The 25,760-nt window shown below is 61.4% G+C and carries 24 protein-coding genes and 1 pseudogene; 5 read left to right on the forward strand and 20 right to left on the reverse strand.

The window, feature by feature from the left end:
* Nucleotides 1-127 precede the first annotated feature (127 nt).
* Entirely contained in the window at nt 128-376 is a 249-nt protein-coding gene (locus tag ACQ86G_RS29075) for a transposase (RefSeq protein ID WP_431258504.1), read from the forward strand.
* Nucleotides 377-854: 478 nt separating this feature from the next.
* Here ACQ86G_RS29075 and ACQ86G_RS29080 read toward each other — a convergent pair whose 3' ends face one another.
* The 4 genes and pseudogenes from ACQ86G_RS29080 to ACQ86G_RS29095 form a co-directional block, all read right to left on the reverse strand.
* Nucleotides 855-2,405 (reverse strand): methyl-accepting chemotaxis protein, encoded by a 1,551-nt coding sequence (locus tag ACQ86G_RS29080; protein ID WP_431258505.1) that lies wholly within the window; start codon nt 2,403-2,405, stop codon nt 855-857.
* On the reverse strand, nt 2,399-2,755 hold the full coding sequence (locus ACQ86G_RS29085) for a response regulator (protein WP_431261525.1): 357 nt from the start codon (nt 2,753-2,755) through the stop codon (nt 2,399-2,401). Before ACQ86G_RS29085 ends, ACQ86G_RS29080 begins: the two co-directional genes overlap by 7 nt.
* Before the next feature lie 270 nt (nt 2,756-3,025).
* Nucleotides 3,026-3,340: pseudogene (locus ACQ86G_RS29090) on the reverse strand (methyl-accepting chemotaxis protein); the annotation flags it as partial.
* A 511-nt stretch (nt 3,341-3,851) separates the two neighbouring features.
* Nucleotides 3,852-4,946 carry a transporter gene (locus ACQ86G_RS29095; RefSeq protein WP_431258506.1) on the reverse strand — a complete coding sequence of 365 codons (1,095 nt, stop codon included), beginning with the start codon at nt 4,944-4,946 and terminating at the stop codon, nt 3,852-3,854.
* A gap of 122 nt (nt 4,947-5,068) precedes the next feature.
* Between ACQ86G_RS29095 and ACQ86G_RS29100 the strand changes: the two genes are divergently transcribed.
* Entirely contained in the window at nt 5,069-5,746 is a 678-nt protein-coding gene (locus ACQ86G_RS29100) for a TetR/AcrR family transcriptional regulator (protein WP_431258507.1), read from the forward strand.
* Nucleotides 5,747-5,777: 31 nt separating this feature from the next.
* Here the strand turns inward: ACQ86G_RS29100 and ACQ86G_RS29105 are convergent, their stop codons facing one another.
* The 8 genes from ACQ86G_RS29105 to ACQ86G_RS29140 all read right to left on the reverse strand — a co-directional run bounded on the left by ACQ86G_RS29105 (nt 5,778) and on the right by ACQ86G_RS29140 (nt 15,891).
* On the reverse strand, nt 5,778-6,395 hold the full coding sequence (locus ACQ86G_RS29105; RefSeq protein WP_431258508.1) for a TetR/AcrR family transcriptional regulator: 618 nt from the start codon (nt 6,393-6,395) through the stop codon (nt 5,778-5,780).
* Between the two features lie 155 nt (nt 6,396-6,550).
* Entirely contained in the window at nt 6,551-7,594 is a 1,044-nt protein-coding gene (locus tag ACQ86G_RS29110; protein WP_431258509.1) for an alcohol dehydrogenase catalytic domain-containing protein, read from the reverse strand.
* A gap of 135 nt (nt 7,595-7,729) precedes the next feature.
* Nucleotides 7,730-8,917: a thiolase family protein gene (locus tag ACQ86G_RS29115; protein ID WP_431258510.1), complete on the reverse strand. Its 1,188-nt coding sequence runs from the start codon at nt 8,915-8,917 to the stop codon at nt 7,730-7,732.
* Between the two features lie 29 nt (nt 8,918-8,946).
* Nucleotides 8,947-9,609 (reverse strand): TolC family protein, encoded by a 663-nt coding sequence (locus ACQ86G_RS29120; protein ID WP_431258511.1) that lies wholly within the window; start codon nt 9,607-9,609, stop codon nt 8,947-8,949.
* Nucleotides 9,606-10,409, reverse strand: a complete 804-nt coding sequence (locus tag ACQ86G_RS29125; protein WP_431258512.1) for a TolC family protein — start codon at nt 10,407-10,409, stop codon at nt 9,606-9,608. The genes ACQ86G_RS29120 and ACQ86G_RS29125 overlap by 4 nt, the downstream gene beginning before the upstream one ends.
* A complete protein-coding gene (locus ACQ86G_RS29130) occupies nt 10,399-13,584 on the reverse strand; it encodes an efflux RND transporter permease subunit (protein ID WP_431258513.1) in 3,186 nt (1,061 codons plus the stop codon). Before ACQ86G_RS29130 ends, ACQ86G_RS29125 begins: the two co-directional genes overlap by 11 nt.
* Nucleotides 13,585-13,593: 9 nt before the next feature.
* Nucleotides 13,594-14,799, reverse strand: coding sequence for an efflux RND transporter periplasmic adaptor subunit (locus ACQ86G_RS29135; RefSeq protein WP_431258514.1), 1,206 nt, complete (start codon nt 14,797-14,799; stop codon nt 13,594-13,596).
* Nucleotides 14,800-14,964: 165 nt separating this feature from the next.
* A complete protein-coding gene (locus ACQ86G_RS29140; protein ID WP_431258515.1) occupies nt 14,965-15,891 on the reverse strand; it encodes a ketopantoate reductase family protein in 927 nt (308 codons plus the stop codon).
* Nucleotides 15,892-16,309: 418 nt separating this feature from the next.
* Here ACQ86G_RS29140 and ACQ86G_RS29145 point away from each other — a divergent pair, with 418 nt between their 5' ends.
* Complete coding sequence (locus ACQ86G_RS29145; RefSeq protein WP_431258516.1) at nt 16,310-17,578, forward strand: MFS transporter; 1,269 nt, start codon at nt 16,310-16,312, stop codon at nt 17,576-17,578.
* 326 nt (nt 17,579-17,904) lie between these two features.
* On the opposite strand, the gene ACQ86G_RS29150 is transcribed toward ACQ86G_RS29145, so the two are convergent.
* From ACQ86G_RS29150 to ACQ86G_RS29170, 5 genes are all read right to left on the reverse strand, one after another.
* Nucleotides 17,905-18,237 carry a hypothetical protein gene (locus ACQ86G_RS29150; RefSeq protein WP_431258517.1) on the reverse strand — a complete coding sequence of 111 codons (333 nt, stop codon included), beginning with the start codon at nt 18,235-18,237 and terminating at the stop codon, nt 17,905-17,907.
* A 129-nt stretch (nt 18,238-18,366) separates the two neighbouring features.
* Nucleotides 18,367-19,203: a phosphoenolpyruvate hydrolase family protein gene (locus ACQ86G_RS29155; protein ID WP_431258518.1), complete on the reverse strand. Its 837-nt coding sequence runs from the start codon at nt 19,201-19,203 to the stop codon at nt 18,367-18,369.
* Nucleotides 19,175-20,425 (reverse strand): Tm-1-like ATP-binding domain-containing protein, encoded by a 1,251-nt coding sequence (locus ACQ86G_RS29160; RefSeq protein ID WP_431258519.1) that lies wholly within the window; start codon nt 20,423-20,425, stop codon nt 19,175-19,177. The genes ACQ86G_RS29155 and ACQ86G_RS29160 overlap by 29 nt, the downstream gene beginning before the upstream one ends.
* A gap of 94 nt (nt 20,426-20,519) precedes the next feature.
* Nucleotides 20,520-20,954 (reverse strand): nuclear transport factor 2 family protein, encoded by a 435-nt coding sequence (locus ACQ86G_RS29165; RefSeq protein WP_431258520.1) that lies wholly within the window; start codon nt 20,952-20,954, stop codon nt 20,520-20,522.
* A 199-nt stretch (nt 20,955-21,153) separates the two neighbouring features.
* Nucleotides 21,154-21,591: a MarR family winged helix-turn-helix transcriptional regulator gene (locus ACQ86G_RS29170; RefSeq protein WP_431258521.1), complete on the reverse strand. Its 438-nt coding sequence runs from the start codon at nt 21,589-21,591 to the stop codon at nt 21,154-21,156.
* Nucleotides 21,592-21,638: 47 nt separating this feature from the next.
* On the opposite strand from ACQ86G_RS29170, the gene ACQ86G_RS29175 reads away from it, so the two are divergent.
* Nucleotides 21,639-21,830 (forward strand): hypothetical protein, encoded by a 192-nt coding sequence (locus tag ACQ86G_RS29175; protein ID WP_431258522.1) that lies wholly within the window; start codon nt 21,639-21,641, stop codon nt 21,828-21,830.
* A gap of 219 nt (nt 21,831-22,049) precedes the next feature.
* Complete coding sequence (locus ACQ86G_RS29180; protein WP_431261526.1) at nt 22,050-23,426, forward strand: pyridoxal phosphate-dependent decarboxylase family protein; 1,377 nt, start codon at nt 22,050-22,052, stop codon at nt 23,424-23,426.
* 585 nt (nt 23,427-24,011) lie between these two features.
* Here the strand turns inward: ACQ86G_RS29180 and ACQ86G_RS29185 are convergent.
* The 3 genes from ACQ86G_RS29185 to ACQ86G_RS29195 all read right to left on the reverse strand — a co-directional run bounded on the left by ACQ86G_RS29185 (nt 24,012) and on the right by ACQ86G_RS29195 (nt 25,758).
* Nucleotides 24,012-24,338 (reverse strand): hypothetical protein, encoded by a 327-nt coding sequence (locus ACQ86G_RS29185; protein ID WP_431258523.1) that lies wholly within the window; start codon nt 24,336-24,338, stop codon nt 24,012-24,014.
* Between the two features lie 69 nt (nt 24,339-24,407).
* Nucleotides 24,408-25,433 carry an MDR family NADPH-dependent oxidoreductase gene (locus ACQ86G_RS29190; protein ID WP_431258524.1) on the reverse strand — a complete coding sequence of 342 codons (1,026 nt, stop codon included), beginning with the start codon at nt 25,431-25,433 and terminating at the stop codon, nt 24,408-24,410.
* The gene (locus tag ACQ86G_RS29195; protein ID WP_431258525.1) at nt 25,390-25,758 is read right to left on the reverse strand and encodes a hypothetical protein; all 369 of its coding nucleotides are present in this window, start codon (nt 25,756-25,758) and stop codon (nt 25,390-25,392) included. The genes ACQ86G_RS29190 and ACQ86G_RS29195 overlap by 44 nt, the downstream gene beginning before the upstream one ends.
* Nucleotides 25,759-25,760: the final 2 nt, after the last annotated feature.

The raw sequence follows: 25,760 nt of genomic DNA on the forward strand, positions 1-25,760 counted from the left end.
GGATGGTGCCCTAACCACGACAGGTGGGGCCCGAAGAGTCGGCTATGCAAGCGCGCGGCCCGCTCACCTTGAGCGGTATGCCTGTGCCGCCAGGATGGTGTCCACCCAAACAAATTGGGTGGACACCATGTCAGTCCCGAAGCCGAACAGTCGCTCGCGCCACAACGCAGGCCTGAAGCGTCGAGTCATTGCTGCGTGCGCGGCGCCCGATGCATCAGCGGCCCAGGTGGCGATGAGCCACGGCCTTAACGCCAACCTCCTGCACAAGTGGCGGCGTCTGGTTGAGCACGATGGCATACCTGCGTTCGTCCCGGTGTCGGTGGTCATCGGGGCGCCACCATGCGAGCCGCGGCAGTCCATCGAACTGCAGTTGTAACGAGGCCCGGTCCACGTACAGGTCGTTGGCTCATGGGGGGCGCGCCTTCCTGGGCGGCTTGGCTGTGCGAGACGCTGCGTTGATCAGAGGGACGCGGCGTGGCTAGCGGTCGAGGCGCTGGACATGCGCGCCGGCACGGACGCCCACCTGTTCGCCTGCAGGATGTCCACGGCAACGTTGTGCTTCTTGTGGAGGTGACGAAGTCGGGGGATAACTGTCTCGTAGGGCAGCCGCGCCGTAGCGCGCTTAAGCCACGCAAACTCCTGGTACAGCGGCACATCGTGTAGCACTTCTTCCCTCGCCGATCGGACAGGACCACTGCTTCAAATAGCGAAGCCGAAGCGCCGTCTCCCATGGAAACAGGGAGCTCAACGACACGCCGGCGATCATGGAATGTCGAGCGAGCGGGTGCAGCAGCATGTCGAAGACCCGCGAACGCAACATGTGAGGACATACAGCAAATTTGCGCTGCACGACCTCATGCGGCCAAGCGGAAGGTACTTACCAACGTCGTGAGTTGATCGGATTGCGAGCGTAGGCTGCTCGCCGCGGCAGCAGATTCCTCCACGAGCGCTGCGTTCTGCTGTGTCATCTCGTCCAGGCGCTGCACCGCAGCGTTGACCTGCCCGATGCCGTCCTTCTGCTCGCTCGCGGCCGTGGCGATTTCGCCGACGATGTCGGCGACCCGGCGCACGCCCAGGACGATCTCGCCCATGGCCAGGCCCGCGTTCTGCGCCAGCCGCGTGCCGGTGTCCACGCGCAACACACTCTCGCCGATCAACGCCTTGATTTCCTTGGCCGCGCCCGCCGAACGCTGCGCCAGCGCGCGGACCTCACTGGCCACCACCGCGAAGCCGCGACCTTGTTCGCCGGCGCGCGCAGCCTCAACAGCCGCGTTCAACGCGAGAATGTTGGTCTGGAACGCAATTCCGTCGATGACGCCGATGATGTCGTTGATACGACGCGAGCTCGATTCGATCTGCTGCATCACCGCGACTACCTCGCCGACGACGTCGCCGCCCTTGGAGGCTGCCACGCGCGCGGCGCTCACCAGGTCGTTGGCCTGCTGCGCCGAACTCGCCGTGTGAGTGACCGTGCCTGTCAGCTCTTCCATCGAGGAGGCAGTCTCCTGCAAGTTGGAGGCCGCTGCCTCCGTGCGGGCCGACAGGTCCTCATTGCCGATCGCGATCTCGCGTGAGGCAACGTTGATCGTCTCCGCGCCGTCCCGCACTTGGCGCACCATACGCCTCAGAGCGTATTGCATTGCACTCAGCTCGCGCAGCAGCACGCCGATCTCGTCGGTGCGGTCGATGACGATGTCCTGGCTCAGGTCACCGCTGGCGATCGTCTGCGCCACCGCGCCGGCCCTCACCATCGGCGCTCGCACCGAGTACGTGATGCGCCAGGCGATGAAGATGCCCAGCACCACCGCTACGGCCGTGAGCGACATCATCAGCGTCGCTGCTTGCGCGGCTTGCTCGCGCTGCTGCGTGGCGAAGGTGTCGGTGTCTTCCGAGATCAGCGACACCAGCTTCTCGACCGAAGCGAGGTAGGTGGCCGCCGCCGGGATCAAGGTTTGATCGACTAGGCGCGCGCCACCGTCTGGATCGGCTTTGATCGCGGCCATCACGTCAGTGCGAATGCCCACGTAGCGTTGCCGTTCCGCAGCAATCACGGGTAGCTGGGCCTTCTGCTCGGTGTCGTCGATAACCTTGTCAAGCTGCGCCTGCAGCTGGTTGATGCGGTCGGTGGTGCGCGTCATCTCGCCCGACTGGAAGCGGCTCAGTCCCTCATGGCCGCCCGACTTGGCCATCGCCAATACTCGATTGAGATTGAGTTCGGTCGCAGCGCGCCAGTTCGTGGCCATCAGCCGGCGCTGCTCCAGTGAGTGGAGCTGGTCGCTGAGCCGCACCATCTCTCGCAGCTTGAAGACGCCCACGCCGGTCATGATGGCCGCCATCGCCAGGACCGCCGCGAAGCCCAGCTGAAGGAGGGTGGTGATCTTCATGCGATTGAACGCTTTCAACATATCGAACTCCTCGAAGAAACTTGGCCAACGCTCCCACTCGGCTTGACGATGAACTCAATCGCAGCTGTGACCAGCGCCCGCATCTGGGCCTCCGCACTGGTGTGCCCGGTCACAAGGGTGATCGGAATCGCGGCCGGGGCGGGAGCGCACAGCCTGATCTGACCCAGCTTTAAGCGGGACATGCCCGGCGTCTGCTCGCCCAGCAGGACAAGGTCCGGCGCACGGGTCTTCATCGCCCGTAGTGCCGCGGTTCGGTCGGTCGCGTGCGAAACGTTGGCGAGCAGCTCAAGCATCCCGACGATGAAAGGGATGAGTTGGACGTTGTGGTCGACGATCAGGATGGACGGCATGGCGGGGTTCCTCCGGCACATCACGCGGCGGCTTGCGCGGGAAACTGGAACCTCGCAACAACCTCGTCGAGCGCGCAGCCCTGTGCGCTCGGGCTCTGGGAAGTGGGCGCGCTTTCTTCCACTAGGGCCACGTCCTGTTGTGTGAAGTGATCGATGCTGTCCACCGCCGCGCACACATGAGGCACATCCACGCTCTGGCGTCGGCCGCGGTAGGCGGCCCCACATCGCGACGCCGGGCGCATCGGCTCGCCTCGGACCGTCGCGCACCTGCTTGGCGATGTCACCGATGAGGGAAAAGATCTCGTTAGCTGTCTCCAAACAAGGCCGAGCAGGGCCCCGTACCTCGGGAATGGCCAGGGCGAATCCACGCCCCTGTTCTCCGGCACGCGCCGCGTCGACGGCCGCGTTGAGCGCCAGCAGTTCATTGGCGGCCAAGGCCCGCTGGGTGTCGCTTTGGACGCAGCCGCTGAACCGTACCCGGGTGCGCTCAAGCGAGAGGACTGCCATCGCACGGCCCGCAAGGACGGCGGCGGCCAGGAGATCGACCTCTGCGACCAGTCGGAACCTGATGCCGACGCGATTCATGGAACCTCCGATGGACTTGGGTGGGTGCGGCCTTGCTGACCGGCATGAAACTCCATGAAAATGATAAAAATACAATTGGCGTAATGCAATTACTGTTTTTTAAGTGCTATTCAAGATCGAGATCGCCGTGTGGGAGTTAACAACTTCCGGCCCAAACGGCGTCGGATCAGTCGCGAAACGAGCCTCCAAGCGTTGGCCCGGGACGTCTGTGGCAGTCGAAAACCCGAGCGGACAACTCGTCGTTCGAGGCTCTTCAGCGATGCTTCAGATAAGCCTTATTTCCTGACGAATGCAGGACGAGAAAGCGCGGACCTGACAGAGTGCGCAAAGGCCTTACTGGGCCAACTCCTCGGCATTGGAATGGTCCGCAAACACGATCTGCGACGCATGAACAGTCACCTGTCGCGTCGCGGCCGTCGATCTGTGCTGGGAGCAGTTCTTAGGCGCGCCGCAATGAACCACTCGGCCGCCGTTGGCAGGGGTTTTGCAGAAGCTCCCTGAGATCGACGAGCTAGAAGAACATGGTGGTCCGCACCTGGAAGATGTCACCTGTCTTTGCGTTGCGAGTTGAGGTGGGGCGCATCGCCTGGAGCGTGATGGAATTTTTCTCTCCGGGGAGCTTGGTCGTGAAGAACACACCGACATTACGCGACTCGAAGCGGCTGGCGCCCAGTGGGTTGCCGGCGTCGTCCTGCAACTGCTTGATGTACACGCTGTGCAGACCCAGCACACCGAAGTCCGTCAGATAGGCCAAGGCGAACTCCGCGCCACCCCAGGTGCCGCTTCTCACATGGGTGTCCTTGTTCTTCGAGTTGATGCCCAACGAGAACTTGCCAGCAACGGCGAAACGCGCAAGGGCCTGATAGGTCACCTGGAAGGACGGGCGAATCGTATAGAAGTTGCCGCCGCCGATGTCCGGAGCCGGCTGGCTGTCGTATTTCCCTGTGGGCATGACGAGCGCTGCGCCTGTAATGGTTCGAAGCGAGCCGAACTCATGCAGAACCCCCACCTGGATCTCGGCATCGCCAATGCCCGATACCGTGCCGTTCTGAGGGTCGATGGCACCGCGGATGCCTGCTTGGTAGACCTTATCGAAAGCCTCGCTCGTCAGTGTCTTCGCGGCAGTCGGCGGGGCGACCGGGCTGGGCCAGCTCAACTGGGGCGTCGTTGCCGAGGCGCTGACGATTTGCACCTTACGCCCGAAAGGGACGGTGGCCAACAGGGCAATACTGGTGTCCTTGGAAGCAAGCCTCCAGATTTTTCCAAACGTCAGATTGACGATGCTGAGACTGCCGCCCGCATCGATGTTGGAGATGTTGGCTGAGTAGCTGGGGTAGAGAGCCGGCGGAGCGGGAGCGGGGAGCGGAAAAACGCCACCGGTCACGGGAATCTGAAGTTTTCCGCCGTCCGGCCCCGTGATCTTGTCGATCGCAAAGCGGGTTGCAGCGCCCGAGAAGATCCACCCCGATTCCGGAATGGGCGAGAAGACCTCGCCCCCCAAGCCGCCGGCAATGTTGTATCTCAGTTGGAAGTATTCGGCGGCCGATGCGCTGAAGCAGAGTGAGCAAAGCGTTGCGCCCATGGCGAGCGTGCGAGGGATCGTCAAGATTGTCTCCTTTGATTTTTGGATGCGGCTCGCTGAGCAACCGCACCGCTTCATAATGAACCATATGTCATGATGACGTAGTAATCGTTTTCACCAGCGACCACATGGCGGAGAATCGCAACATGACCTCCACAGACCATCGCCCCAGAGTGGCGGCAGAGCGGCGCTCCAAAATGAGGATGCGCCTGCTGACGAGTGCGCTCCAGCTGACGGCGACCAAAGGACCGCTCGAAACAACCATCGACGATGTCGTCAAGCTCGCCGAGGTCTCCCGCGGGACGTTTTACAAGTACTTTTCCTCGCCGCAAGAACTCGTTCAAGCACTCGCCACCGAGGTGTCCAACCAGTTGATCCGGCTTGCGGAGTCCCAGGTCGTCAAGGACACGGATCCGGCGATCCGAGTGGCCAACGGGCTGCGCCTGGTTTCCCGCCTGGCTGTCCGCCACCCGCTTATCGCGAACTTTCTGGTGCGCCTTGGGTGGCCAACTGTGCTGGGGCCAGACATCTCCCTCAAGTACGTGCAGCGGGACATCGATGAAGGTGTGCGTATCGGTCGCTTCAAGCGGCTCCCACCGCCCTTGGCGGTCAATGTGGTCACCACCTCCGTGATCGCCTCAGCTCACGCAATGCTGCTTAGCAATTGCGATGGCGACTTCCCCGAGCAGGCTGCCGCTGCAGTGCTACGTGCCCTCGGCTTGTCTGACGAGGAAGCGCAAACGGCGGCATTCGCGCCGTTGATGGGGATTGAAGAGCTTGCCGCTCAAGGATGGTCATCGGAGCTTGCCGATTTGCCTGACTGACGCCCGTTGGCAAATGACCAAGGGCGCAGCACTACCTACGCTTCGTCGTGCGTGCTTTGGCGCTGGCGGCCTGATGCGAGTCGACCAGTTCCTGAAGCTTCGCTCGGACGCCGCCCGCAAAGGCGGCGGCTCTTCGCGGGGAGGCCTTTTGCATACCGAAAGAGATCGCTGCGGCGCCTACCGACGCTGCAAGCAGCAGGTCAGCCACCGCAGGATCGAGGCCGCCCGGACCTTCAACCGAAAGAAGTTCATGCAGCCGCCGTTGCGAGACGAGCACCTTCTCGCTCATCTCCATGCCCTGCCGGCCCAGCTCGCAAGTCGATGCCAGCATCGGGCATCGTTTCTCAAGATCGTCCGGTCCGTTCGCCTTTCCTATATAGAGATCCAGAAAGGTCGCTGGTATATCAGCTCCGGCGGCTGCGGCATTCTCCAGGTGAGAGAGTCCTTCACGGAATCCCTTGTCGAAGGCCTCCGCAGCAAGCTCGTCCTTGCTCGAAAAGTGAGCGTACAGGGCGCCGTGCGTGAGGCCGGCCTCATGGGCGATTTCCTTGACGCCGACCGCATCAATGCCCTCCCGCCGGAATAGGCGCGAGGCGGCCCCAACCAAGGCCGTGCGGTTCAACTCTTGCTGCTCTTTGGACACCTTCATGCGTAGATCTCGGTTCCGCTCAGGCTGGCCGACTCGCACGGGGACTTTCCGGGGTGCGGTCCACGAGCAAAAGCTCGACTCGCCGCCAGCGAGCGCAACCGATTTTCATTGCAACTGAAATCTATGTCAATCAAAACCATGCACTCGTAGCAGAACTAGGGCCTCAGGATTGCGCGTCCTTCAGCCCTCCGCTTCACGTGGCCGAACGCCTCGTCAGCGTTATCCAACGACGCAACGAGGCCCACTGGCAGGCGGATGCCTCCGGAGTGCACGAGCGAGAGCAGGACGTCGAGTGCTTCGCGTTCGGGTCGAAAGACGATCCATTCGTAGCTCGCCTCAGGCGCGCGGGCTCGGCACAGCTTCTTCCCACGAGCGCGGTCGCGAAAGGTACGGACTGCACCTGAAAGCCATCCGTGCCGATCGAAGTTCTGCATCAACGGATGGACTGCCGTTGCATACCCGCGCGCCCGGTTACCGAGCAGCGCAAGCAACGCGTGTTCATCTTCAAATGAGGCAAAGTTCAATATGGCATCAACCGATCCGACCGATGAGAGTCCGCTGCTGTCGTGGCCATCGACCCATCGAACGGCGCCCTGACCCAAACACAGCCCCGATCGCCCTTTGGAGGACGTTGCGATGACGCGCGCGCCGTATGACGAAAGGTACTGTGTCGCCAGCATTCCAAGCGCGCCCGAGCCTCCATGCACAAGCACCGTAGCGCCCTCGCATCGAGCCTCCAGCAGATCGACGGCTCGTAGGGACTGATACATCGTCGTGAATGAATATGGCAGCGCAGCAAGTTCAGCGGCGGGAATGCCGTCCGGCGCAGGACGCAGCCAGCGGGGATTCGCGGCAACGATGGAGGCGTGTGAGCCACCTCGCCCATTCATTGGTAGGAGCCCAAAGACGAGTTGGCCCTTAGCGAGGCCGTTGCGATCATCCGGTGTTAGAACTCGCCCTGCGAAGTCGTTCCCCAACACTAGCGGCGCCCTTCCAGCGCCCTTCAAGGAGAGCAAACGCTGTCCGTATCCGATCGACCGCCTCACGTCGATGGGATTTACCGATGCGGCCTCGACCTTCACCAGCACATCGCCGGCCACAGAGGTCACCTTCTGGCTTCGCTCGACAACGAACTTTCCAGGAGCCTGCTGACCTGTCTCGGTACAGACGAGCGCTGATCTGCGGATGTCGTGAAACATGGGCTGCTACACTCGTTATCATAATGACGAATCGATCATTATGTTCCGAATGCTTAAGTGCGGGGGAATTTCGATGAAGAGTTCTGCCGCCGGTGTCGTCAATGGGGGCGAACCTGCCAGCGCCTTGAGATTGGGCTACTTCAGGGACTCAAGTGCCAGCGCGATGCCTTGACCTCCACCGATGCAAAGCGTCACTATGCCGCGACGAAGGTCATCGGCCAGCAAGGAGTGAAGCAGTCGAACGACCAGCACGGCGCCAGTGGCCCCGATCGCGTGCCCATGGGCGATAGCGCCACCTTCCACGTTCACGACATCCGGGGCGATGCCAAGTTCGCGAATCACGGCAAGGGGCACCGCCGCGAAAGCCTCGTTGATTTCGAACCGGTCGACCTCCTTGAGCGCCCATCCGGCGCGCTTCAGTGCCTTTTTCACCGCCGGGATGGGACCGAGACCGAACATGGACGGCTCCACCGCACCAACCCCGTAACCGACAAGTCGGGCCATTGGACTCAGTCCTAGGGCGTCCGCCTTCGCCCGATCCGCAACCAGCATGGCCGCCGCCCCGGCATTCAACCCAGGTGCGTTTCCCGCGGTGATGGTTCCCGAGGGACGGAATGCTGGCTTGAGCTTAGCCAGCGATTCAACCGTCGTCTCCGGGCGGCTGCTCTCGTCGAAATCGAAAATTTTGGTCTCCCGTCCGCTGCTGACGTTCACTCCCACGATCTGCGAGTCAAAGCGTCCCGCAGCTTTAGCCCGCGCAAAACGCTGTTGACTGCGAACAGCCCACTCGTCCTGCTCCAGCCGTCGCAAACCGTACCGGGATGCGAGGTCCTCTGTGTGCCAGCCGGAGTGGTGGCCAGAAAAGGCATCGTTCAAACCGTCTCTCAGCATGCTGTCGTACATCACCCCATCGCCCATGCGATTGCCCCATCGACCGCTTGGGACGAGGTACGGTGCCCTGTCCATGTTCTCCATCCCGCCGGCGACCGCCACGTCGGCGAAACCGAGCAGCACCTCTTGCGCAGCGCTCGCGATGGCTTGCGCGCCTGAGCCACAGACGCGGTTGATTGTCATGGCCGGCACGGACACGGGGAGCCCACCCCCAATCGATGCCTGGCGTGCGGGGTTCATTCCGTTGCCGGCCTGGATGACGTTACCCATGAGCACGGCATCCACCTTCTCTCCGTCAAGTACAGCTCGGCGCATGCATTCGGCGATAACGGCCGCTCCGAGGTCCGGCGCAGGAATCGCCTTCAATGAGCCGTTGTAGGAGCCAATGGCGGTCCGAACGGGATTGCAGATCACGACTTCACGAGCATTCACTTCATCACCTCTGCTCAGTCAATTTAAGTTCACTTCCATCCCCCTCCGACCGCTCGGTACAGGGCGACGGCCGAACGTGAGGCATCGGCCGAGCTTTGGTGCAGGATGATGCGCGACGCGAGAAGTTGGCGCTGCGCGTCGACGACTTCGATCAACGACACCGCCCCGAGCTTGTAGGACTCCTCGGCCAAATGCTGGGCCCGATCGAGTGCGGCAACTTGCAGGCGGACATGATCGACTCGTTGCTGGCCCTCGTTGAAGGCCGTGACGGCATTCTCGACATCCTCCACGGCTTTCAGGATCGCCTTGCGGTACAAGGCGAGCGCCTCGACGTTGGCACCTTTTGCACGTCGCACTTCAGCGTCAATCCGACCAAAGTCGAAGAGCCTCCACCGAAAGCCCGCCGCACCTATGTGCTGCGCAGAGTCACTATCGAAGAGCCGTCCACCGGCCACCGTGTCGAACCCACCGCTCAGTGAGAGGGAGAGCTTTGGGTAGTACTCCGCGATGGCCGCACCGATGAGCTCCGAGCTTGCCGCGAGATGCCGCTCCGCTGCGACAACGTCTGGTCGGCGCCTCAGAAGATCAGCTGGGGAAAGCTCGGCTGGAAGGTCAGGTGCCGAAGGAATCGTCCCCGCCGGCCTCAGTTCGGAATCGACCGCACCAGGCTGCTTGCCAAGCAGGATACTCAACCGATTGAGTTGCGCGTCCAGCGCCGCCCTGAGGGGGGCAGCGAGGCTCGAGCCTGGTAGAGCAATGCTTGCGACTGAGCCAGCTCCAGATCGTTGCTGGCACCGGCCGAGATTCGTCGTTGCACCAGATCTAGCAGACGTTCGGCTGCGCCGACTTCTCCCCGGGCCGATCCGATCTCCTGCTGCAGGCCGCGAATACTCAAATACGCGTCGGCGATGTCGGCGGCCACAGAGATCTGGACCGCGGCCTGAGAGGCGCCCGCCTCGTCAGCTAACGCACTGGCCGCTCCTGCTTGCCTTCTCAAAGACCCGAACAGATCGAGCTCCCAGCTGGCCTGCAGGCCCGCCGAGTACTCGCTGTGAGTGCGACGAGCCGAGGGCGCCGCACGTCCCGCGGCACTGTTGAGGCTCAGTCGCTGACTGGCTGCGGATCCGTCCGCCTCGATCGACGGAAGCAGGGCCGCCTGAGATTGATCCAGATAGGCGCGGGCCTGGGACACCCGAGCAGCCGCCACGGCAAGATCCAGGTTCCGTGCCAGGCCGTCCTGAACCAAGCGGTTCAAGAGGGGATCATGAAACCCCTCCCACCAACGCTCAATCGGCGCCGCATCGGACGCAGACAAGTGTCTGGCCTGAGCACGCAGTGCATTGAGCTCGACCACCGGCGGCTGGTACTCAGGTCCTACCGCACATCCTGCCATCAGCAATGCGGCCGAGAACGCGGCCGCCACGACAGCGGCATAGACTCGGGAATGAGCGCGCGACATCTGATGGTCATGCAGGATTTCCTTAGGCTTCACGGGCCACCTCCGCCGTTTGGGCAACATCGGCCGCCGACGCCACACGAGGGGAGCGTCGAAGGCGACTGGTCAGGATGTAGAAGATCGGGGTGAACAGGAGTCCGAACGCCGTCACGCCGAGCATCCCAAAGAACACGGCGGTACCCAGCGACTGACGCATCTCCGCGCCGGCACCCGTGGCCAAGGTCAACGGTGCGACGCCCAGGACGAAGGCCAGCGAGGTCATCAGAATCGGTCGCAGACGTGTCCGGGCCGCGTGCACGGCCGCCTCGACCGGGGTAGCCCCCTGGTCTTCCTTTTGCTTGGCGAATTCGACGATCAGGATGGCGTTCTTGGCGGCAAGGCCGATGAGGACCACGAAGCCGATCTGAGCCAGGATGTCGATCGGCATCCCGCGAAGCGAGAGCCCGCTCACGGAGGCCAGCAGGCACATCGGAACGATGAGGATGATGGCCAGCGGAAGACGCCAGCTCTCGTACTGGGCAACAAGGACCAGGAAGCAGAACAGCGCCGCCGCGGCGAAGACCACCCAGGTCGGAGTGCCGCCTTGTTGCTGCTGGTAGGCGAGTTCGGTCCATTCGTAGCCCACGCCGTTCGGAAGCACCTCCGCTGCCAGCTGCTCCATCCGCCTGAGCGCATCTCCAGAGGCCACGCCAGGTGCGACTGAACCCTGGACCTCGGCCGCTGGGTACAAGTTGTACCGTGGCACACGATATGGGATCGTGTTACTGCGCAGGTCGGCAACGGCGCTGATCGGCACCATGTCTCCTTGCGCGTTGCGGACGCGGAGGCGGGCGATGTCCTCCGGCCCGCGCCGGAACTGGCTGTCGGCTTGCGCGATCACCTGATAGGTGCGACCCAGGTAGTTGAAGTCGTTCGCGTACTGTGACCCCAGGTAGGTCTGCAAGGTTGCGAAGACGTCGCTGGTCTTCAACCCAAGCTTTTCAAGCTTTTCGCGGTCGATGTCGGCATACACGGACGGCGAACCCGCATTGAACAACGTGAAGACGCCGGCGAAATGGGGATCCTTGTTCGCCGCGTCGATCAGCTTCCTGGTCGCATCCACCAGCACCTGCGTTCCGACGCCTCCGCGATCCTCGAGCATCAGCTTGAAGCCGCCGGCGTTGCCGATGCCCTGAACGGGTGGGGGCGGGATGGTCAGGACGTAAGCGTCCTTGACCACGGACAAGCGCTTGCGAAGGTCGGCCAAGACGGTGTTCGCGTTCACCCCTTCCAGCTCATGGCTGTACAGGGACGGCAGCCCGGTGAATACCGCACCGGTGTTCGACGCCACGGTGCGGGTCACGGCATCGAGGCCGACGAACGGGGCAGCGTGTTCAATGCCCGTCGTGTCCATAGCGATGTCGATCACCTGCTTCACCACCTTCTCGGTGCGCTCCAATGAAGCGCCTGCGGGAAGCTGAACCACAGTGATCAGATAACCCTGGTCTTGTTCGGGGATGAAACCCGTCGGCGTCCGCCAGAACTGCCAGCCCGTCAGTGCGATGAGGCCGAGGTAGGCGACGAACATCAGGACGGACACGCGAGCGATCCGCCGAGTGACGTTGCCGTAGCCGAAGGAGAATCTGTCGAACCCGTTATTAAACGCCTGGAATGCTCGCTGCAGACGCTGCTGGAACCAATTCAGGCGGTGATTGCCGCCCTCCGCATGATCCTTGAACAGCAGGGCGCAAAGGGACGGGCTCAACGTCAGCGAGACGACGAGGGAGATGACCGTCGAGGCGGCAATCGTCACCGCGAACTGCCTGAAAAACGTTCCTGAGATGCCGCTCAGGAAAGCCGCCGGCACAAACACCGCACAAAGCGTCATGGCGATGGAGATCAGCGCTCCGCCAACTTCGTCCATCGTCTTGTGGGCGGCTTCGCTCGGGGAGAAGCCCGAGCGCATGTTTCGCTCCACGTTTTCCACGACCACGATGGCGTCATCGACGACGATGCCGACTGCAAGCACCAGGCCGAAGAGGGACAGGTTGTTGAGCGAGATGCCGAAGAGATAGAGGACGATGAACGACCCGAACAGTGAAATTGGAATTGCCACCACCGGGATGATCGTCGCCCGCCAGTTCTGAAGGAAGACGAAGACCACCACCACCACGAGCAGGATTGCCTCGAAGATCGTCTTGACCACTTCGTCAATCGACTTTCCGATGAAGATGGTCGGGTCGTAGATGATCTTGTAGTCGACGCCGACGGGAAACTCCGACTTCAGGCTGGCCATTCGGGCGTGGACTTGCTCCTCCACCTGAATCGAGTTCGCGCCTGGCTGTGCGTAGACGAGCAAGGAGGCAGCGTCTTGTTTGTCCATGAACGCCTTCGAGCCGTAATCGGAGGCCCCGACCTCTACTCGTGCGATGTCCTTAAGGCGTGTCACGTGGCCTAGCGAGTCCGCCTTGACGACAATCTCTGAGAACTCGTCGGGCGAAGCAAGGCGCCCAAGTGCTTCGACGTTCACCTGGTAGGCCTGACCGGTCGAGGTCGGCGGCTGATTCAAGACACCCGCAGAGACTTGAATGTTGTGTGAACGCAGTGCGGCAGTGATCTCCGGCGCGCTGATCTTGTTGGCCGCTGCGCGGTCAGGATCGATCCAGACGCGCATGGCGTATTCGCGCCCGCCCTGGAACTGGACGTCGCCGACCCCCTCGATCCGGGCGAGATCGTCCTTGACATGCAAGGTTGCATAGTTCGACAGGTAGAGCGTGTCCCGGGAGCTATCGGGCGAGAACAGGTGCACCGCCAGAAGGATGCTGGGGGTTGCCTTGCGGACCTGGACACCAATGCGCTGCACGTCCTCAGGGAGCCGCTGGATGGCGTTCTGGACCCTGTTCTGCGTCAGATTGAGCGCGAGGTTCTGATCGGTCCCGATCTTGAAGGTGACGGTGATGGTGAGCTTGCCGTCCCCCGTTGACTGGCTGCTCATGTAGAGCATGCTTTCGACGCCGTTGATCTGCTGCTCCAATGGCGTGGCAACCGTCTTCGCTATGGTGTCGGCAGACGCGCCAGGATAGGCGGTCGTGACCTGCACGGTGGGCGGGACAATTTCCGGATATTGGGCGACCGGAAGAACAAACATGGCACCCAGGCCGATCAGGGTGAGGAACGCGCTGACGACGATCGCGAACCGCGGCCGATCAATGAAGAAATGAGCGATCTTCATGGCGGTGGCTTATTGAGGTTGGTGGGGTTCTGGACGAGAGTCCAGCTGTTCCCGCTGCGGGGCCACCTTGGAGCCAGGGCGTGCGTAAGGGAGTCCCGAGACGATCACGTCCTCGTCCTTTGTGAGCCCGGCCTTGATGACGGTGAACTTTCCAGTGGTTGAGCCCACCTGTACCGGACGTGGGACAACCGTACCGTCGGCACTTGCCGTCAAGACCAAGTAGTTCGACTGGTCCGGGAGCACTGCCGACGATGGCACGAGGAGTTGGTTGGAGGGGCGCGACAGCGCCATACGCACGCGGGCGAACTCGCCAGGGGTGATCCGGCCGTCCGGATTGGTCACGGTCGCTCGGACACGTATCGTCCCGCTTGCCCTATCCAACTGGTTGTTCACAAAATCCAGGGTAGCGACTTTGTCGAAGACGTCCCCACCGTTCAGCGCAAGGAAGACGTCGCGTGAGGCGTTCTTCTCTTGTTGCGTGCGCTTGAGCGATTGAAAGTCTGATTCGCTGAGGTCAAAGCTCGCATAGATTGGATCGACGCTCACGAGCGTGGCCAGCAGCGTTGTCGCGGAACCGCCCGCCCGGCTCCCTGCGATCAAAGTGCCTAGAGAGACCAGGTGGGTGCCGATGCGGCCCTTGAACGGTGCAGTGATGCGGCAGTGGTCGAGGTCGAACTGAGCGTCGTCGGTCAGGGCAGAGGCCTCTGCGAGCGCCGCAGCGGCGATGTCGCGCGCGGCCTTTCGCTGTTCGACGCTTTGCTGGGACCCGGCATTGACGTTAGCCAGCGACGACGCACGACTCAGCTCCCGCTCTGCAAGGTCCAGTGTCGCCGAGGCAGAAGCGCGCTTGGACTTCGCCTGTGCAAGCTTGATCTCATAGGGTCGGGGATCGATCGAAAACAGGAGGGCCCCTTTGGCCACGAGCTCTCCGTCCTTGAAATGGATCCCCACCAGCGTCCCACCGACTTGCGCTCGAAGGTCCAGTTGGTTCACCGCCTCAAACTGACCAAGCGTGGCCAACTGGTCATCCACCATTCGCGATAGAGGATGAGCTACCCCAACGGCCGGTGCCGGCGCATGCTGTGCCGAAGGCTCGCTGGCCGCTCCAACTCTTCGCGCAAGGGCACCAAGCGCGATAACGCCGATCGTCAGCGTTGCAACGAGCGCTGTCGCCCGTAGTCGCTTGGAAGAACTGCCGGCCTTCATTCCGTTCATGATTTCCACCTCACAGAGTCAAACATGTTCATGTCCTTATTCGTTTCGCCCGCAATTATTAAACTCAAGCGAAAGGGCGTGGTGTCGCCTGGGCGATTGAAGCACGCGTATTAGATGTGCGAGATCGGCTCGCACGTTTGCCTATGTCGATGATGACTGACGAGATCAACTGGCCGAGTGACGTCTCATATACACCTGCAGGTGCGCGTAGGCGATCTCCAGCAGCGGCGTACGGAGACCATGTCTAGCCGCGCGAGTCAACATGTCCCCCACGATGCAGTCCGCTTCAATCCTTGAAGCACCGATGTCGATATCTCTCATCATGGATGCCATCCATCCGGAACTCGGATCAAGAAGCAGCTTGCGCAGCCCCTCGCGATGGGCTGGCAATAGTTCGTACCCTTCGGCAGCCGCGGTGTCTTGGCACTCTTCGATAATGGCCTCGACGATCTTGCGGCCGTGCAACGTGGAGAGAATCTGCGAGACACTGCCCCGCATCAAACATGTAGCGGCAGCGCCGGCACACAACATCACCCACTTTGCCCAAAGGTCGTGGTCAATGTGATCACTAAGTTCTCGTTGACCCGCCGCCGTCGAGATCACTGAGTGGACCTTGGAAGCGATCGACCGCCCTGGAGCCGTTCGCGCACCGATGATCATCCGATCTGATGGAGATAGATGACGTGTTGTGCCGTCGCTCTGCGTCGTGACGGCGATATAGGACACGCCACCCAGCACGCGGTCCTTGCCGAACCGGACCGACAAATAGTCATACGGCTGCATCCCATTCAACAACGGGAGGATCGCCGTGTCGGGGCCGATCGCTGCTGCGACCGAATCAACTGCCGACTCGAGGTCATAAGCCTTGCATGTCAGCAGCACGAGATCCGCGATGGGTAGCGCACTCCCTGTCTCTATGACACTTACAGGGTGTTCGAAGTCTCCTAGGCTGCTACGAACAACGAGGCCACCAGCGCGCAACGCAGAGGCTCTCTTGGTGCGAACGAGAAATGACACTGCAGCGCCCGCCTCGATCAGTCGCGCGCCGTAGTACGAGCCCATTGCGCCAGCGCCTAATACCAAGACTTTCATGACTTGGCCTCGGAGGTCGGCTGGCTGCCGTGCAGGAAAGTGCTGGAGACTAAGGAGTGCGCCATGAGGGTAGGTTGGTAAGGCCGCAGAAAACGAGGGATGCATCCAGATGCCGCACGGCAACCGCGACTGGATGCGGCGCAAGAAGCCTCATCTGGGCGATCGAAGTTTTCGTGGAATGGCAGACGTGGACATGATGATGTGTGCAATTGCACTTTGTCAACCGATGCGCCTCCATCAGGACAGGTCTTTTCGTGGCTCTTGCACCAAACAACCGGTAATTTCGGTACCACCGCTCGCCTCATCTAAAGAGTGCCAGGGTTCACGGCGACGTTGCTCCGGCGTAAGGGAAAACCTTCTTACCTCATAGTGACACATTGATCATGATGAAAACATGACAGCCGTAGGGGTTACCTCAATGATTTCGAAACGCGGCCCTGCTTCCAACCGAGACAGGTCCATCCCGAAGGAAGAGCCTGGTCGTGGCTTCCACGCCCGAGTTGTCGCTGCGGCGGCGCTGGGGTTGGTCGGCGGCTTCGCCGCGCTTCACTTCAGTACATTGGCGATCTTTCTTAAGCCCATTGCTGCGGACTTTGGCTGGGGACGCGCAATCACGTCCCTCGCAACAGTCTTGAGCATGCTGGGAATGGCCGTGGGCGCAGCGCTGGTCGGGCCACTCATCGACCGGGTGGGGACGGCTCGCGTCATTGGCACATCCATCATCGGAATGAGCGTGCTGACCTGCGCTCTATCGTGGGTCCCAAACAGCCCGGTGGCCCTTGCGGCGTTGATGTTTTGCATCGGCATGGCTGGGGTAGCTACCACGCCCCTTGGCTATCTGACGGAGGTCTCACGTTGGTTTGGCGGCCGTCTGGGATTTGCACTTGGCGTCGCGATGCAAGGACTCGGCCTGGGCGCCATCATCTTTCCGGTTGTCACCCAGAGCCTGATAGCCAAGAGTGGGTGGAGGGACGCCTACATAGTTTTGGGCCTGACGGGGCTACTCATCGGCGCGCTCGCCTGGGCGCTGCTTTTCTCGGGAGCCGGTCGACGCGCTGCGCAACATCGGGAATCTGTTGGCGAGCCTGAGCAGTTGCGAAGCTCCTCCTTGTCGGATGCGCTGCGACAAAGGCGATATTGGGTGCTGCTGGTTGTACTTCTGAGCGTCTCAAGCGCTGGGCTTGGTACTGCGGTGCATGGCGTGGCACTGCTGACCGACAGGGGCATCTCGCCTGGCGACGCGGCATTCATCGCCAGTCTTTCTGGCGCTGGCGTGATGCTGGGACGACTCGTCGCCGGCGCGCTCCTGGATCGGCTGTCTATATCACTGGTGTGCGGCACTTCGTTTCTGCTTGGTGCCGTAGGCATGACGCTTACTGCATTGACGCAGGGCCCAGCCGTTCCGCCTCTCGTGGTGGGTGCATTTCTAGCCGGCCTTACCTTGGGAGTGGAAGGCGATCTGATCCCATTCGCTGTGCGGCGCTACTTTGGCAGTCGATCCTTCGGTGGGATCTATGGCACCCTGTTCGCGGTCTACATACTTGGCGGTGTTGCTGGACCTGTCATCTTCGGATGGAGTTTTGATCAAACAGGCACATATCGCCAGGCTTTGCTGGGCGGTGCAGGGCTCTGTACGCTATCGGCCGCCTTGTGCCTTTGCCTAGATCGCCCATTCAGACTAGCATAACCACGACCGAGATCTCATCGACGTTGATATCGTCGTCTCGTGGGACGTTGGCAAAGATCGCACTGTACTTTTCAGAGTGTGGGAGACACTGCGGGCGCGACGTCGCAGATGGCCTCAGCGACGCACTGAGCGGGATGCGCTGGCCACCGCTCATCCAGCCAGAACAATCGGCACGCGGCTTTCGTCTGTGCCAACCGAGGATCTATATATGGAGAGCGAAGTCATCATGAAGGCCGGCGACTCTCGCGGGTCACTGCCGCCTTCGTTACCCCTGGAGTCCAGAGGTGCGGACACCAGCGTACTCCCTGGAGCCACTGCCGTGATCCTCAACGTGTGGAGGCAGCGTCGTCCTTGTTCGCACCTTGGCTAAGGCGTTGCACTAGCGCTATGTAGTAAGGGGAATACCTCAGCTGCGTGTACTTGGCCCGAGCCTCTGCGCGCGCGACGGTGTCGTTACCACTGTTCTCTGAGAGTTCAACGAGTGCCAGGCCAGATTCACGATAGATCTGCAGGTCCGCCAGAACTTCCGCGCGAGTGATAGGCACCGTCTTTGAGGCGTCGGTCTTGCTGCCGCCGGAGTTGTCGAAAGTTTCCGCGTGAGCGGTGATGGCGGAAAGCGAGGCGATGAGCCCGGCCTTGAAGAGGAACTTGAATTTCATGAGGACACTTCCTTTAGTGGTTACCTAGCGACGAGTGACTAAAGGTGCTGGCAAGTGCGGCCCAAACGCCAGCCGCGGGTGTTCGAAGGCGTTGCACTGGACGTGTCACGAGATATGCAGCGATTCGATTTATCGGACTCGTTTGAACGATGCGACCGTTGCAGCGATCGCCTGTTCGACCGGCAATCGCTCCATACTTGACGCGCCGAGGAATCCATCCAAACCGGTAGTCTTGGAACGGACGAACTCCCAGTCCGCACTTGTTGCGATCGGTCCGCCGTGCGCCAGGACAAGAACTTCGGGCTTGAGTCGTCGCGCGGCGTCGCAGATCTGCTGGCATCGTCGCGCCGCCTCCTCCAACGCAACGGCCACGCTCGCCCCAACGGCGCCGGAGGTCGTGAGGCCCATATGCGCGACAACGATATCGACGTCAGCTAGGCGCACCATCGCCTCCGTCTCTGCGACGTTGAAGACGTATGGGGCCGTGACCAGACCCAGCTGAGATGCCGCCTTCATCATCTCCACTTCACGGTCGTAGCCCATCCCAGTCGATTCGAGGTTGGCGCGGAACTCTCCATCGAATACGCCTACCGTGGGGAAGTTCTGGACGCCTACGTAGCCAGCGGCCTGGATGCCCGACAGGAATTGAGGCATGAGGCGGAATGGATCTGTGCCATTAACCCCAGCAAATACGGGCAGACCGGGTACAACCGGCAAGACCTCGGACGCCATGTCCATCACGATTTCGTTGGCGTCTCCGTATGCCAGTAGGCCTGCCAGTGATCCGCGCCCCGCCATGCGAAAGCGGCCCGAGTTGTAGACAACAAGGAAGTCGGCGCCACCGGCGCGAGCCGTACGGGCGGATAGACCGGTGCCGGCGCCGGCGCCGATGAGCTGCCGGCCCTCCGCGCCCTCGTGACGGAACGTGGCCAGGATTTCAGATTTTGTGACGGACATTTGCTTCATGATTTGATGAGGAGATGAGTTCGATCAGCTCGGTGACTGCAGCGCGGATGAAGCGCTCGTCGTTGATTTCGGCGTCAATCTCGATAAGCCGGATGTTTGGAGCCAGGTTTGCACGGATGGATGCAAACAGTGCCGCATCAGCAGCTCCGTCGTGGAACGGTCCGCCGGCGGTGGAGATCGACGAGGTGCCACGAAGAGGCAGCGCAACCGAAGCTCGCCCGCGCGTGGCCGACACCTTTTTCGCGAGGCGCGCGCCCAGCTCCGTGTTTTCGGCGACGGTCGTGCGCATGAGTGTCATCAAGGAGTTGTGCGGGATCAGCCGACGCGCTCTGAACTCAGTAGCGATACCTTCCTTGGGTCCGAGGTTCGCCATGTCCAGCGCGCCGACGGAGACAACTTGTGGCACACCCAATTCGGAGGCTGCGGTCAGACGGTTGGGCCCCGCGGACATGACGCCCCCAACCAGATCATCGACCAACTCCGTAGTCGTCAGATCGAGGACGCCTCGGAAGTACCCGGCGCGTATAAGCGCTTCAAGCGATTCGCCGCCGGTGCCCACCGCGTGAAACACCATGGGTTCATAGCCCCGCTCTTCCAGCAGGCGGCGAGCGATTTTTACACCCTCAGAGGTGACGCCGAAGGCGGTGACCGCGACCATTGGGCGCGCGGAATCGGGCTCGTCCGGCTTCGCGCTCGCGAATGCAGTAGCCATCCCAGAGATCGCCCCTGCTGCGTTCCTGATGATCTTGCGTGTAACCGGGTTTAGACCGGCGATGTCCAGCACTGCATAGGTGATGCTGACGTCACTACCGTGCAGAAAAGGGCGCATTTCCTGGCCCGCGATTGTCGAGACGATAAGCTTCGGGAACCCAACGGGCAGGTGCTGGAAGGCCAAGGAGGCCAAAGTTGTGCCGCCTCCGCCGCCGAGAGCCACGGCGGCATGGATCGCGCCCCTGGATTGCAGCTCCCGGAGGATGGCGCCAGCGCCTCGGCCCATGGTTTCTATCGCGCCGTCCCTTTTTCGAGATTCGTCCAAAGCGCCAATGGTTTCGCCTGCCGCGGTGGCGACCCGATCGTTTGTGACGTCGACCGGGAACGATGAACGACGAATCCCCACGTCTATGATTGTGACGGCGTGCCCACTGGCGCGGATCAGTTCCGCCAGTAGCTGATGCTCCTCACCTTTGGTGTCCATCGTGCCGATGACAGCGATAGTTGCCACTTGATTTCTCGCTCGTTTGTTGCCAAGCACCCGGGAAAGCACGGCACCAGTGATCTCACTGTCGCGTGCCCTGCCCTCAAGGGTCAGTTCTGAGTCAGCTGCTGAATTGCTCCAACCCAGTTTTCAACGTGGAAGGACTTCTTGATTTTTCCGCGTTCGATTGTGTGGATGTTGACAGCCAACACACCCTGGAAGCTCCTGCCGGTATAGGGAACGCCAAAAAAGCAGTGGCGGGCGTGCCTGACGCCTCGCTTCGAACAATCACACGATCGCCAGTGACAAGAACCTCTTTGAGGTCCCATTTGAGGTTGGGCACCGAATATCCGAAGGTTTGCCAGAACGAAATGATCTGGTCCCGCGTCAGGCACTGGCCATCGCTGCCACAGTCGATCCAGTCATCTGTGGTGGCCCTTGTCACGAGAGCAGCGGTGTTCTTCGTCCGGGGATCGTTGAGCGCGTCATACAACGGCGCCACTATCGCCAGAGCGCGTTCGACGCTGTCGCGCTGGTTGATATCCAAAATAGCCACGGCCATCTGAACAAAAGGCGCGGGAATCCCTTGTTTGGTTAGCTCGGAAGGCCGCCTGAGAGGGCGACAACGCGCTCCGGATCTATATCAATGTGCAATTACACTATAAGCTGTATTTCTCTAGAAAATATTCTGGTCCGGGGTCCAAGAGGCGTGAGCCTCGCCAAACCAGACAGCGTTACGTTCGCTAGTTGTCGTTTTAAGTTGCAGCCCGTGCCGCAGCGCAGACAACGAGGTTGTTGTCTCGGATGGAAGCCGCGCGCTTGTCGCCCAGCGTGGACTCGAATTCGACCTGCGCCGCCTTCCAAAGTGGAAAGCAGTCAGCCGCCTTCTTCCGACCCTCCTTGGTCAGATCGAACGAGAGCGCACGACCCGTGCTGGCCTTCTTGCTTTCAATCCAACCAGCCTCAATGAGCGGCTTAAGCGCGCGGACCAGGGTCGTGCGCTCCATCACCATGATCTCAGCCAGGTCGCTGATTTGAACGCCTGGGTTGTAGCTAACGGCGGTAAGCAAAGTGAATTGCGACGACTTGATCTGCTGTGGGGCAAGATGGCGGTCATACAACCGGGCGATGTGCCTCGCTCCGCGTCGAAACGCGGAGCAGTGACACTGATCTAAACCGAGATCTTTGCTCATGCGGCACAACAATATATGTGCAATTGCACTTTGTCAAGAGATCCTTCATGATTCGCGTCGACGGCGCGCTGACGCCGCCCCGACTTCAATCTTCTTTCGAAGCAAAGGATCTCTTCGTGACGGACATCGACAAGACGACTGCGCCTCGGCGCCACCCCTTCCTCGACGATCTTGCAGCGGACGTGACACTCATCACCCGAAGCCTGTGCTTGGCCGAGACGGCGTGGCACGCGTCGTGAAGACTGGGGCGCAACTTTACGAGAAGCAAGTTCCTACATACACGGCACGGGTTGCAAGCATTGAGGCGCTCGTGCCTACAAGCAAACCAATCACACCATCTTTCAACACAAAACTGTTCTGTTCACTGGTCGAAGTTGCGGCATCGAATCCATCAGCCGCGCGAACTTCCGAGTCGGTATCGAGCAGAGCAGAGTAGACCTAACTCGTATATGAATACCATTCAAGAACTCACTCTGCAAATGTCGGCGGACGCCCGCGCCGTCAGCTATATCGCTGGAATCGACACGAGACGCGTTGTGCCCGATGCAGCGGCCATCGATGCGCTAGCGAAGTTCGATGAGCATCTGCCGGAAATCGGTTGCGATCCTCATGAAACACTTCGAATTCTCGATGAGGTGGGCTCGCCAGCGACGGTGGCGAGCAACGGACCTCGTTACTTCGGGTTCGTCGTAGGCGCGGCGCTTCCAGTGGCCGCAGCGGTGGAGCGCTTGATGCTTGCGTGGGACCAAGGTGCACCTTTGGCGGTGACCTCTCCTGTCAGCGCCGCCGTTGAGGAGATCGCTTCCCGCTGGCTGTTGGAAATACTCGATTTGCCCCGCGGGAGTGCGATCGGCTTTGGGACATCGGCCTCCTCAAGTGCCTTGATTTGCTTGGCCGCCGCACGGCGATCGCTCTTGGTTCGAGCGGGATGGGATGTCGATCGGGCCGGGACTAACGGGGCGCCACGGATCAAGGCCGTCGTTTCAGACAAAACGCACATTACAGTGTTGAAGGCGCTACGCATCCTTGGCCTGGGAACTGATGACATTACCTCGGTTCCGACGGACCAGTTTGGTCGAATCATCGTCGACAGAGTGCCGCCACTCGATGCCCTGACCATCCTTTGTCTTCAGGCAGGAGAGGTGAATACCGGTGAATTCGACTCGTTCTCCGAGCTTGTGGCGCAAGGACGGAAGGCCAGCGCCTGGGTGCATATTGACGGCGCCTTCGGACTCTGGGCCCGTGCGACGCGTGGCCATAAGTCTTTGACCGAGGGCGTTGAGGACGCTGACAGCTGGGTCGTCGACGGCCACAAATGGCTGAATACGCCGTACGACTGCGCCATGGCCATTTGTCGCGATCCGCAGTCCTTGGCTGCTGCAATGAACAGCGACGCTGCCTACGCCGCGGGAACGGCCAGCGCTCAGAAGAATCTCACCCTTGACTTCTCCCGGCGTCCTCGTGGGATTCCAGTTTGGGCGGCACTGCGATCGCTGGGGCGCAGTGGCGTCGACGATCTGGTATCGCGCCACATCGCGCAGGCGGCCCTCATTGCGGAAAGCCTGAAGGCCGCCGGATACACGGTACTGAACCGAGTGGTGCTGAACCAGGTCCTTGCTCGATGTGAGACAGATCAGAAAACACGTGCTGTGGTCAAGGCTGCACAGGACTCCGGGACAGTTTGGTTCGGCAGCACGACATGGGAAGGGCAAGCCGCCTTTCGAATCAGCGTGTCGTCGTGGAGAACTAGCGATGACGACATCGCGCAACTTTGCAGACTGATGGGGCGCCTGATTGAGCGATTCGATCCGGCAGGGCTTGTCCTGGGAACGTGAGCCTCCGCAACAGCTATCCGCTTGATAGCCCGGTGTTGCGGGTCAGGCTTGAGACCGCCGCTCGACTCGCGCGGCTGTCGCCCAACGCCACCGGCCGATCGTTCGCAGCCGCTATGCGGCCGCTCATGCGTGAGAGCAAGTCGTCAAGGGTCCGGCTTCACCATCTGCAACAGGGGCAACTCGTGTTGTTTGAGGGTTAGACATGGAAATCGAAATCCTCAAGCGCTTGGCCTCGCTGCCTCGTCCAGTACTAAAGGAGGAACCCAATTCATGGCTGACGCGGGCAGCGTGCTCGTAGGACGAGAAAGTCGGATCCTTCCGCAAGGCACTGGGTATCGATGGAGGCAGCGATCTCGACCTCGCCGCCGTGCGGCGGCTCGTTCGCAGCGACGCCAAGGCCGAGAACGAATGGCTGCGGATCCTCATACCGGCCAGGCGCGTGGTGTTGTCATTGATGAGCATCGACTCAAGGAGATTCGCCTACCTGCTTAAGTCGGCTCAAGGCGGCGCCAGCTTTCGGTTTTGCCCGGCATGTCTTACCGGGATATCAGAGCATGCCTGCTCATGGCGTTGTCGCGGTCCATTTCAGTACACGCCCGCCCTCCCCGACTTCGCCAGCGATTCAAGCTTGACATTCAAATCGTCGATGCGCTCCAGCAACGCGACGAGGTACTCGATCAACTCCTCGCATAGGTACAGCACGAGCGTCGCCAACTCCTGCGTCGATTCTTCCTCGAGGCTGAAGTACGCGCCAAGATCCCCGCCTTTTGGCACTGAACCCGCGAGCTTCAACAGCGGTTTGCCGAGGTTCACATGCGGGGGCAGTGCTTCGGCCTGTGTGGCGAGAACTTCTCGCTGCAACTCGACACACAAGGCCGTTTTGGCGAGGCCTTCAAGCGAGCGCCTGCACATCGGGAGGAGCTCGTGGGCGCATCGCTAGCGCGGGTTCGCGTGCTCAGTGTTGCACACGGGCGTCGCGGATCACTGCCGGTCGCCTCCAAACGACAGCAAGACTTTGCCACCCTTGAGGGCGTGGGCCACCGCTTCCTTCACTTGAGCCATTGGATACACCGCAGCAACGGGCTGGCGGATGCCATTCGGACGCAGGAACTCCTTGAGCCGGTTGAGCACGCCAGGCACCCGCGAGGCGTTCTCCGGGTGACCTTCGAAGAACCCGTGCACGTTGATGCGTTTGAAGATGAGGTGCTGGGCGGACACCTCCATCGGCTCATGGCTGGCTGCTGCATAGGCCACCAGGCTGCCACCGACGGCTAACAGTTCTGCCAAACGCCGTGCCGAGGCACCGCCAACCCCGTCGAGCGCCAGCCGCACGTTCAAGCCGCGCAGGGCCGGTGCGCTCGCCACGCCGTCCTCGTCCACCAGAACCACCTCGCAGCCAATCGCCTGCACGCGGGCGATATCGGCCTCTTTCCGTACCAGCGCGATGGCACGCAAGCCACGGCCCCGAGCCAAACCCACCAGCCACTGCGCCAGTCCCGACGTGCCTGCGTTGAACACCACGGCATCACCGGGCTGCAGGTCTACATAGTCATCGAGCAACATCGAGGCGGTAACCGCATTGATCGTGGCCATGGAGGATTGCTGCAGGTCGGCATCGGCGGGCAGGGCCACCGCCAGGCTGGCGGGCACAACCAGACGTTCCCGCCAGGAGCGCGCCATGAAAGGCACCGCCACGGGCATGCCGGGCACAAGCCCGGTAACGCCCTCCCCCACCGCCAAAACCTCGCCGGCGCCTTCGTTCCCCAGTACTTCGGGTGGCTGCGGCTTCCAGCTGTAGACGCCCCACACAACCATCAGATCACTGACGTTGACGGGTGCGTAGCACATCTGGATCAGCACCTCGCCCGGTCCCGGTGGAGGCGGTTCGGGCAGGTCATGCACCTCCACCCCGTCTATCGCGTCGCCGTAGGCCACCAAACGAATCGCACGCATGGTGGCACCTTCAGACAAACAGGCCGACATCGAACTCGTCAGCCAGAAGGTCACGCGTACCCTGGGCCATGGACAAGACCACTTGCAAAGGGCTGAAGCAGATCTCCAGGCTGGTCACCTGCCGCCTGCCGTCCCGGCGGATTGACACCAGGCCCGTGCCCGACGTGCCGTCTTTCAAGGTGACCGCATATTCGAAATAACTGCGGTCACCGACGTCCCCCAACACGATAGGGGTCTGCTGGGCGTATTGGGCCGCGCCAGCTTTGACGACTTTCAGCACGTCGCGTCGGCCCTTCACGGAACCGCGCAAGATGGATGATGTGAGGATCACGTCCTCGGCAAGGTCATCGAGGAAGGGATGTCGTTTGGCTTCAGTCATGA

The sequence above is a fragment of the Roseateles chitinivorans genome (assembly GCF_050632145.1).
GTDB classification, from domain to species: Bacteria; Pseudomonadota; Gammaproteobacteria; order Burkholderiales; family Burkholderiaceae_C; genus Roseateles; species Roseateles chitinivorans_B.

Bases quoted from the DNA above. Each gene is read 5' to 3' on its own strand.
- ACQ86G_RS29075 (WP_431258504.1), top strand. From the start codon at position 128: ATGTCAGTCCCGAAGCCGAACAGTCGCTCGCGCCACAACGCAGGCCTG.
- ACQ86G_RS29080 (WP_431258505.1), bottom strand. From the start codon at position 2,405: ATGTTGAAAGCGTTCAATCGCATGAAGATCACCACCCTCCTTCAGCTG.
- ACQ86G_RS29085 (WP_431261525.1), bottom strand. From the start codon at position 2,755: ATGCCGTCCATCCTGATCGTCGACCACAACGTCCAACTCATCCCTTTC.
- ACQ86G_RS29100 (WP_431258507.1), top strand. From the start codon at position 5,069: ATGACCTCCACAGACCATCGCCCCAGAGTGGCGGCAGAGCGGCGCTCC.
- ACQ86G_RS29105 (WP_431258508.1), bottom strand. From the start codon at position 6,395: ATGAAGGTGTCCAAAGAGCAGCAAGAGTTGAACCGCACGGCCTTGGTT.
- ACQ86G_RS29110 (WP_431258509.1), bottom strand. From the start codon at position 7,594: ATGTTTCACGACATCCGCAGATCAGCGCTCGTCTGTACCGAGACAGGT.
- ACQ86G_RS29130 (WP_431258513.1), bottom strand. From the start codon at position 13,584: ATGAAGATCGCTCATTTCTTCATTGATCGGCCGCGGTTCGCGATCGTC.
- ACQ86G_RS29135 (WP_431258514.1), bottom strand. From the start codon at position 14,799: ATGAACGGAATGAAGGCCGGCAGTTCTTCCAAGCGACTACGGGCGACA.
- ACQ86G_RS29140 (WP_431258515.1), bottom strand. From the start codon at position 15,891: ATGAAAGTCTTGGTATTAGGCGCTGGCGCAATGGGCTCGTACTACGGC.
- ACQ86G_RS29145 (WP_431258516.1), top strand. From the start codon at position 16,310: ATGATTTCGAAACGCGGCCCTGCTTCCAACCGAGACAGGTCCATCCCG.
- ACQ86G_RS29150 (WP_431258517.1), bottom strand. From the start codon at position 18,237: ATGAAATTCAAGTTCCTCTTCAAGGCCGGGCTCATCGCCTCGCTTTCC.
- ACQ86G_RS29155 (WP_431258518.1), bottom strand. From the start codon at position 19,203: ATGAAGCAAATGTCCGTCACAAAATCTGAAATCCTGGCCACGTTCCGT.
- ACQ86G_RS29170 (WP_431258521.1), bottom strand. From the start codon at position 21,591: ATGAGCAAAGATCTCGGTTTAGATCAGTGTCACTGCTCCGCGTTTCGA.
- ACQ86G_RS29175 (WP_431258522.1), top strand. From the start codon at position 21,639: ATGATTCGCGTCGACGGCGCGCTGACGCCGCCCCGACTTCAATCTTCT.
- ACQ86G_RS29185 (WP_431258523.1), bottom strand. From the start codon at position 24,338: ATGTGCAGGCGCTCGCTTGAAGGCCTCGCCAAAACGGCCTTGTGTGTC.
- ACQ86G_RS29195 (WP_431258525.1), bottom strand. From the start codon at position 25,758: ATGACTGAAGCCAAACGACATCCCTTCCTCGATGACCTTGCCGAGGAC.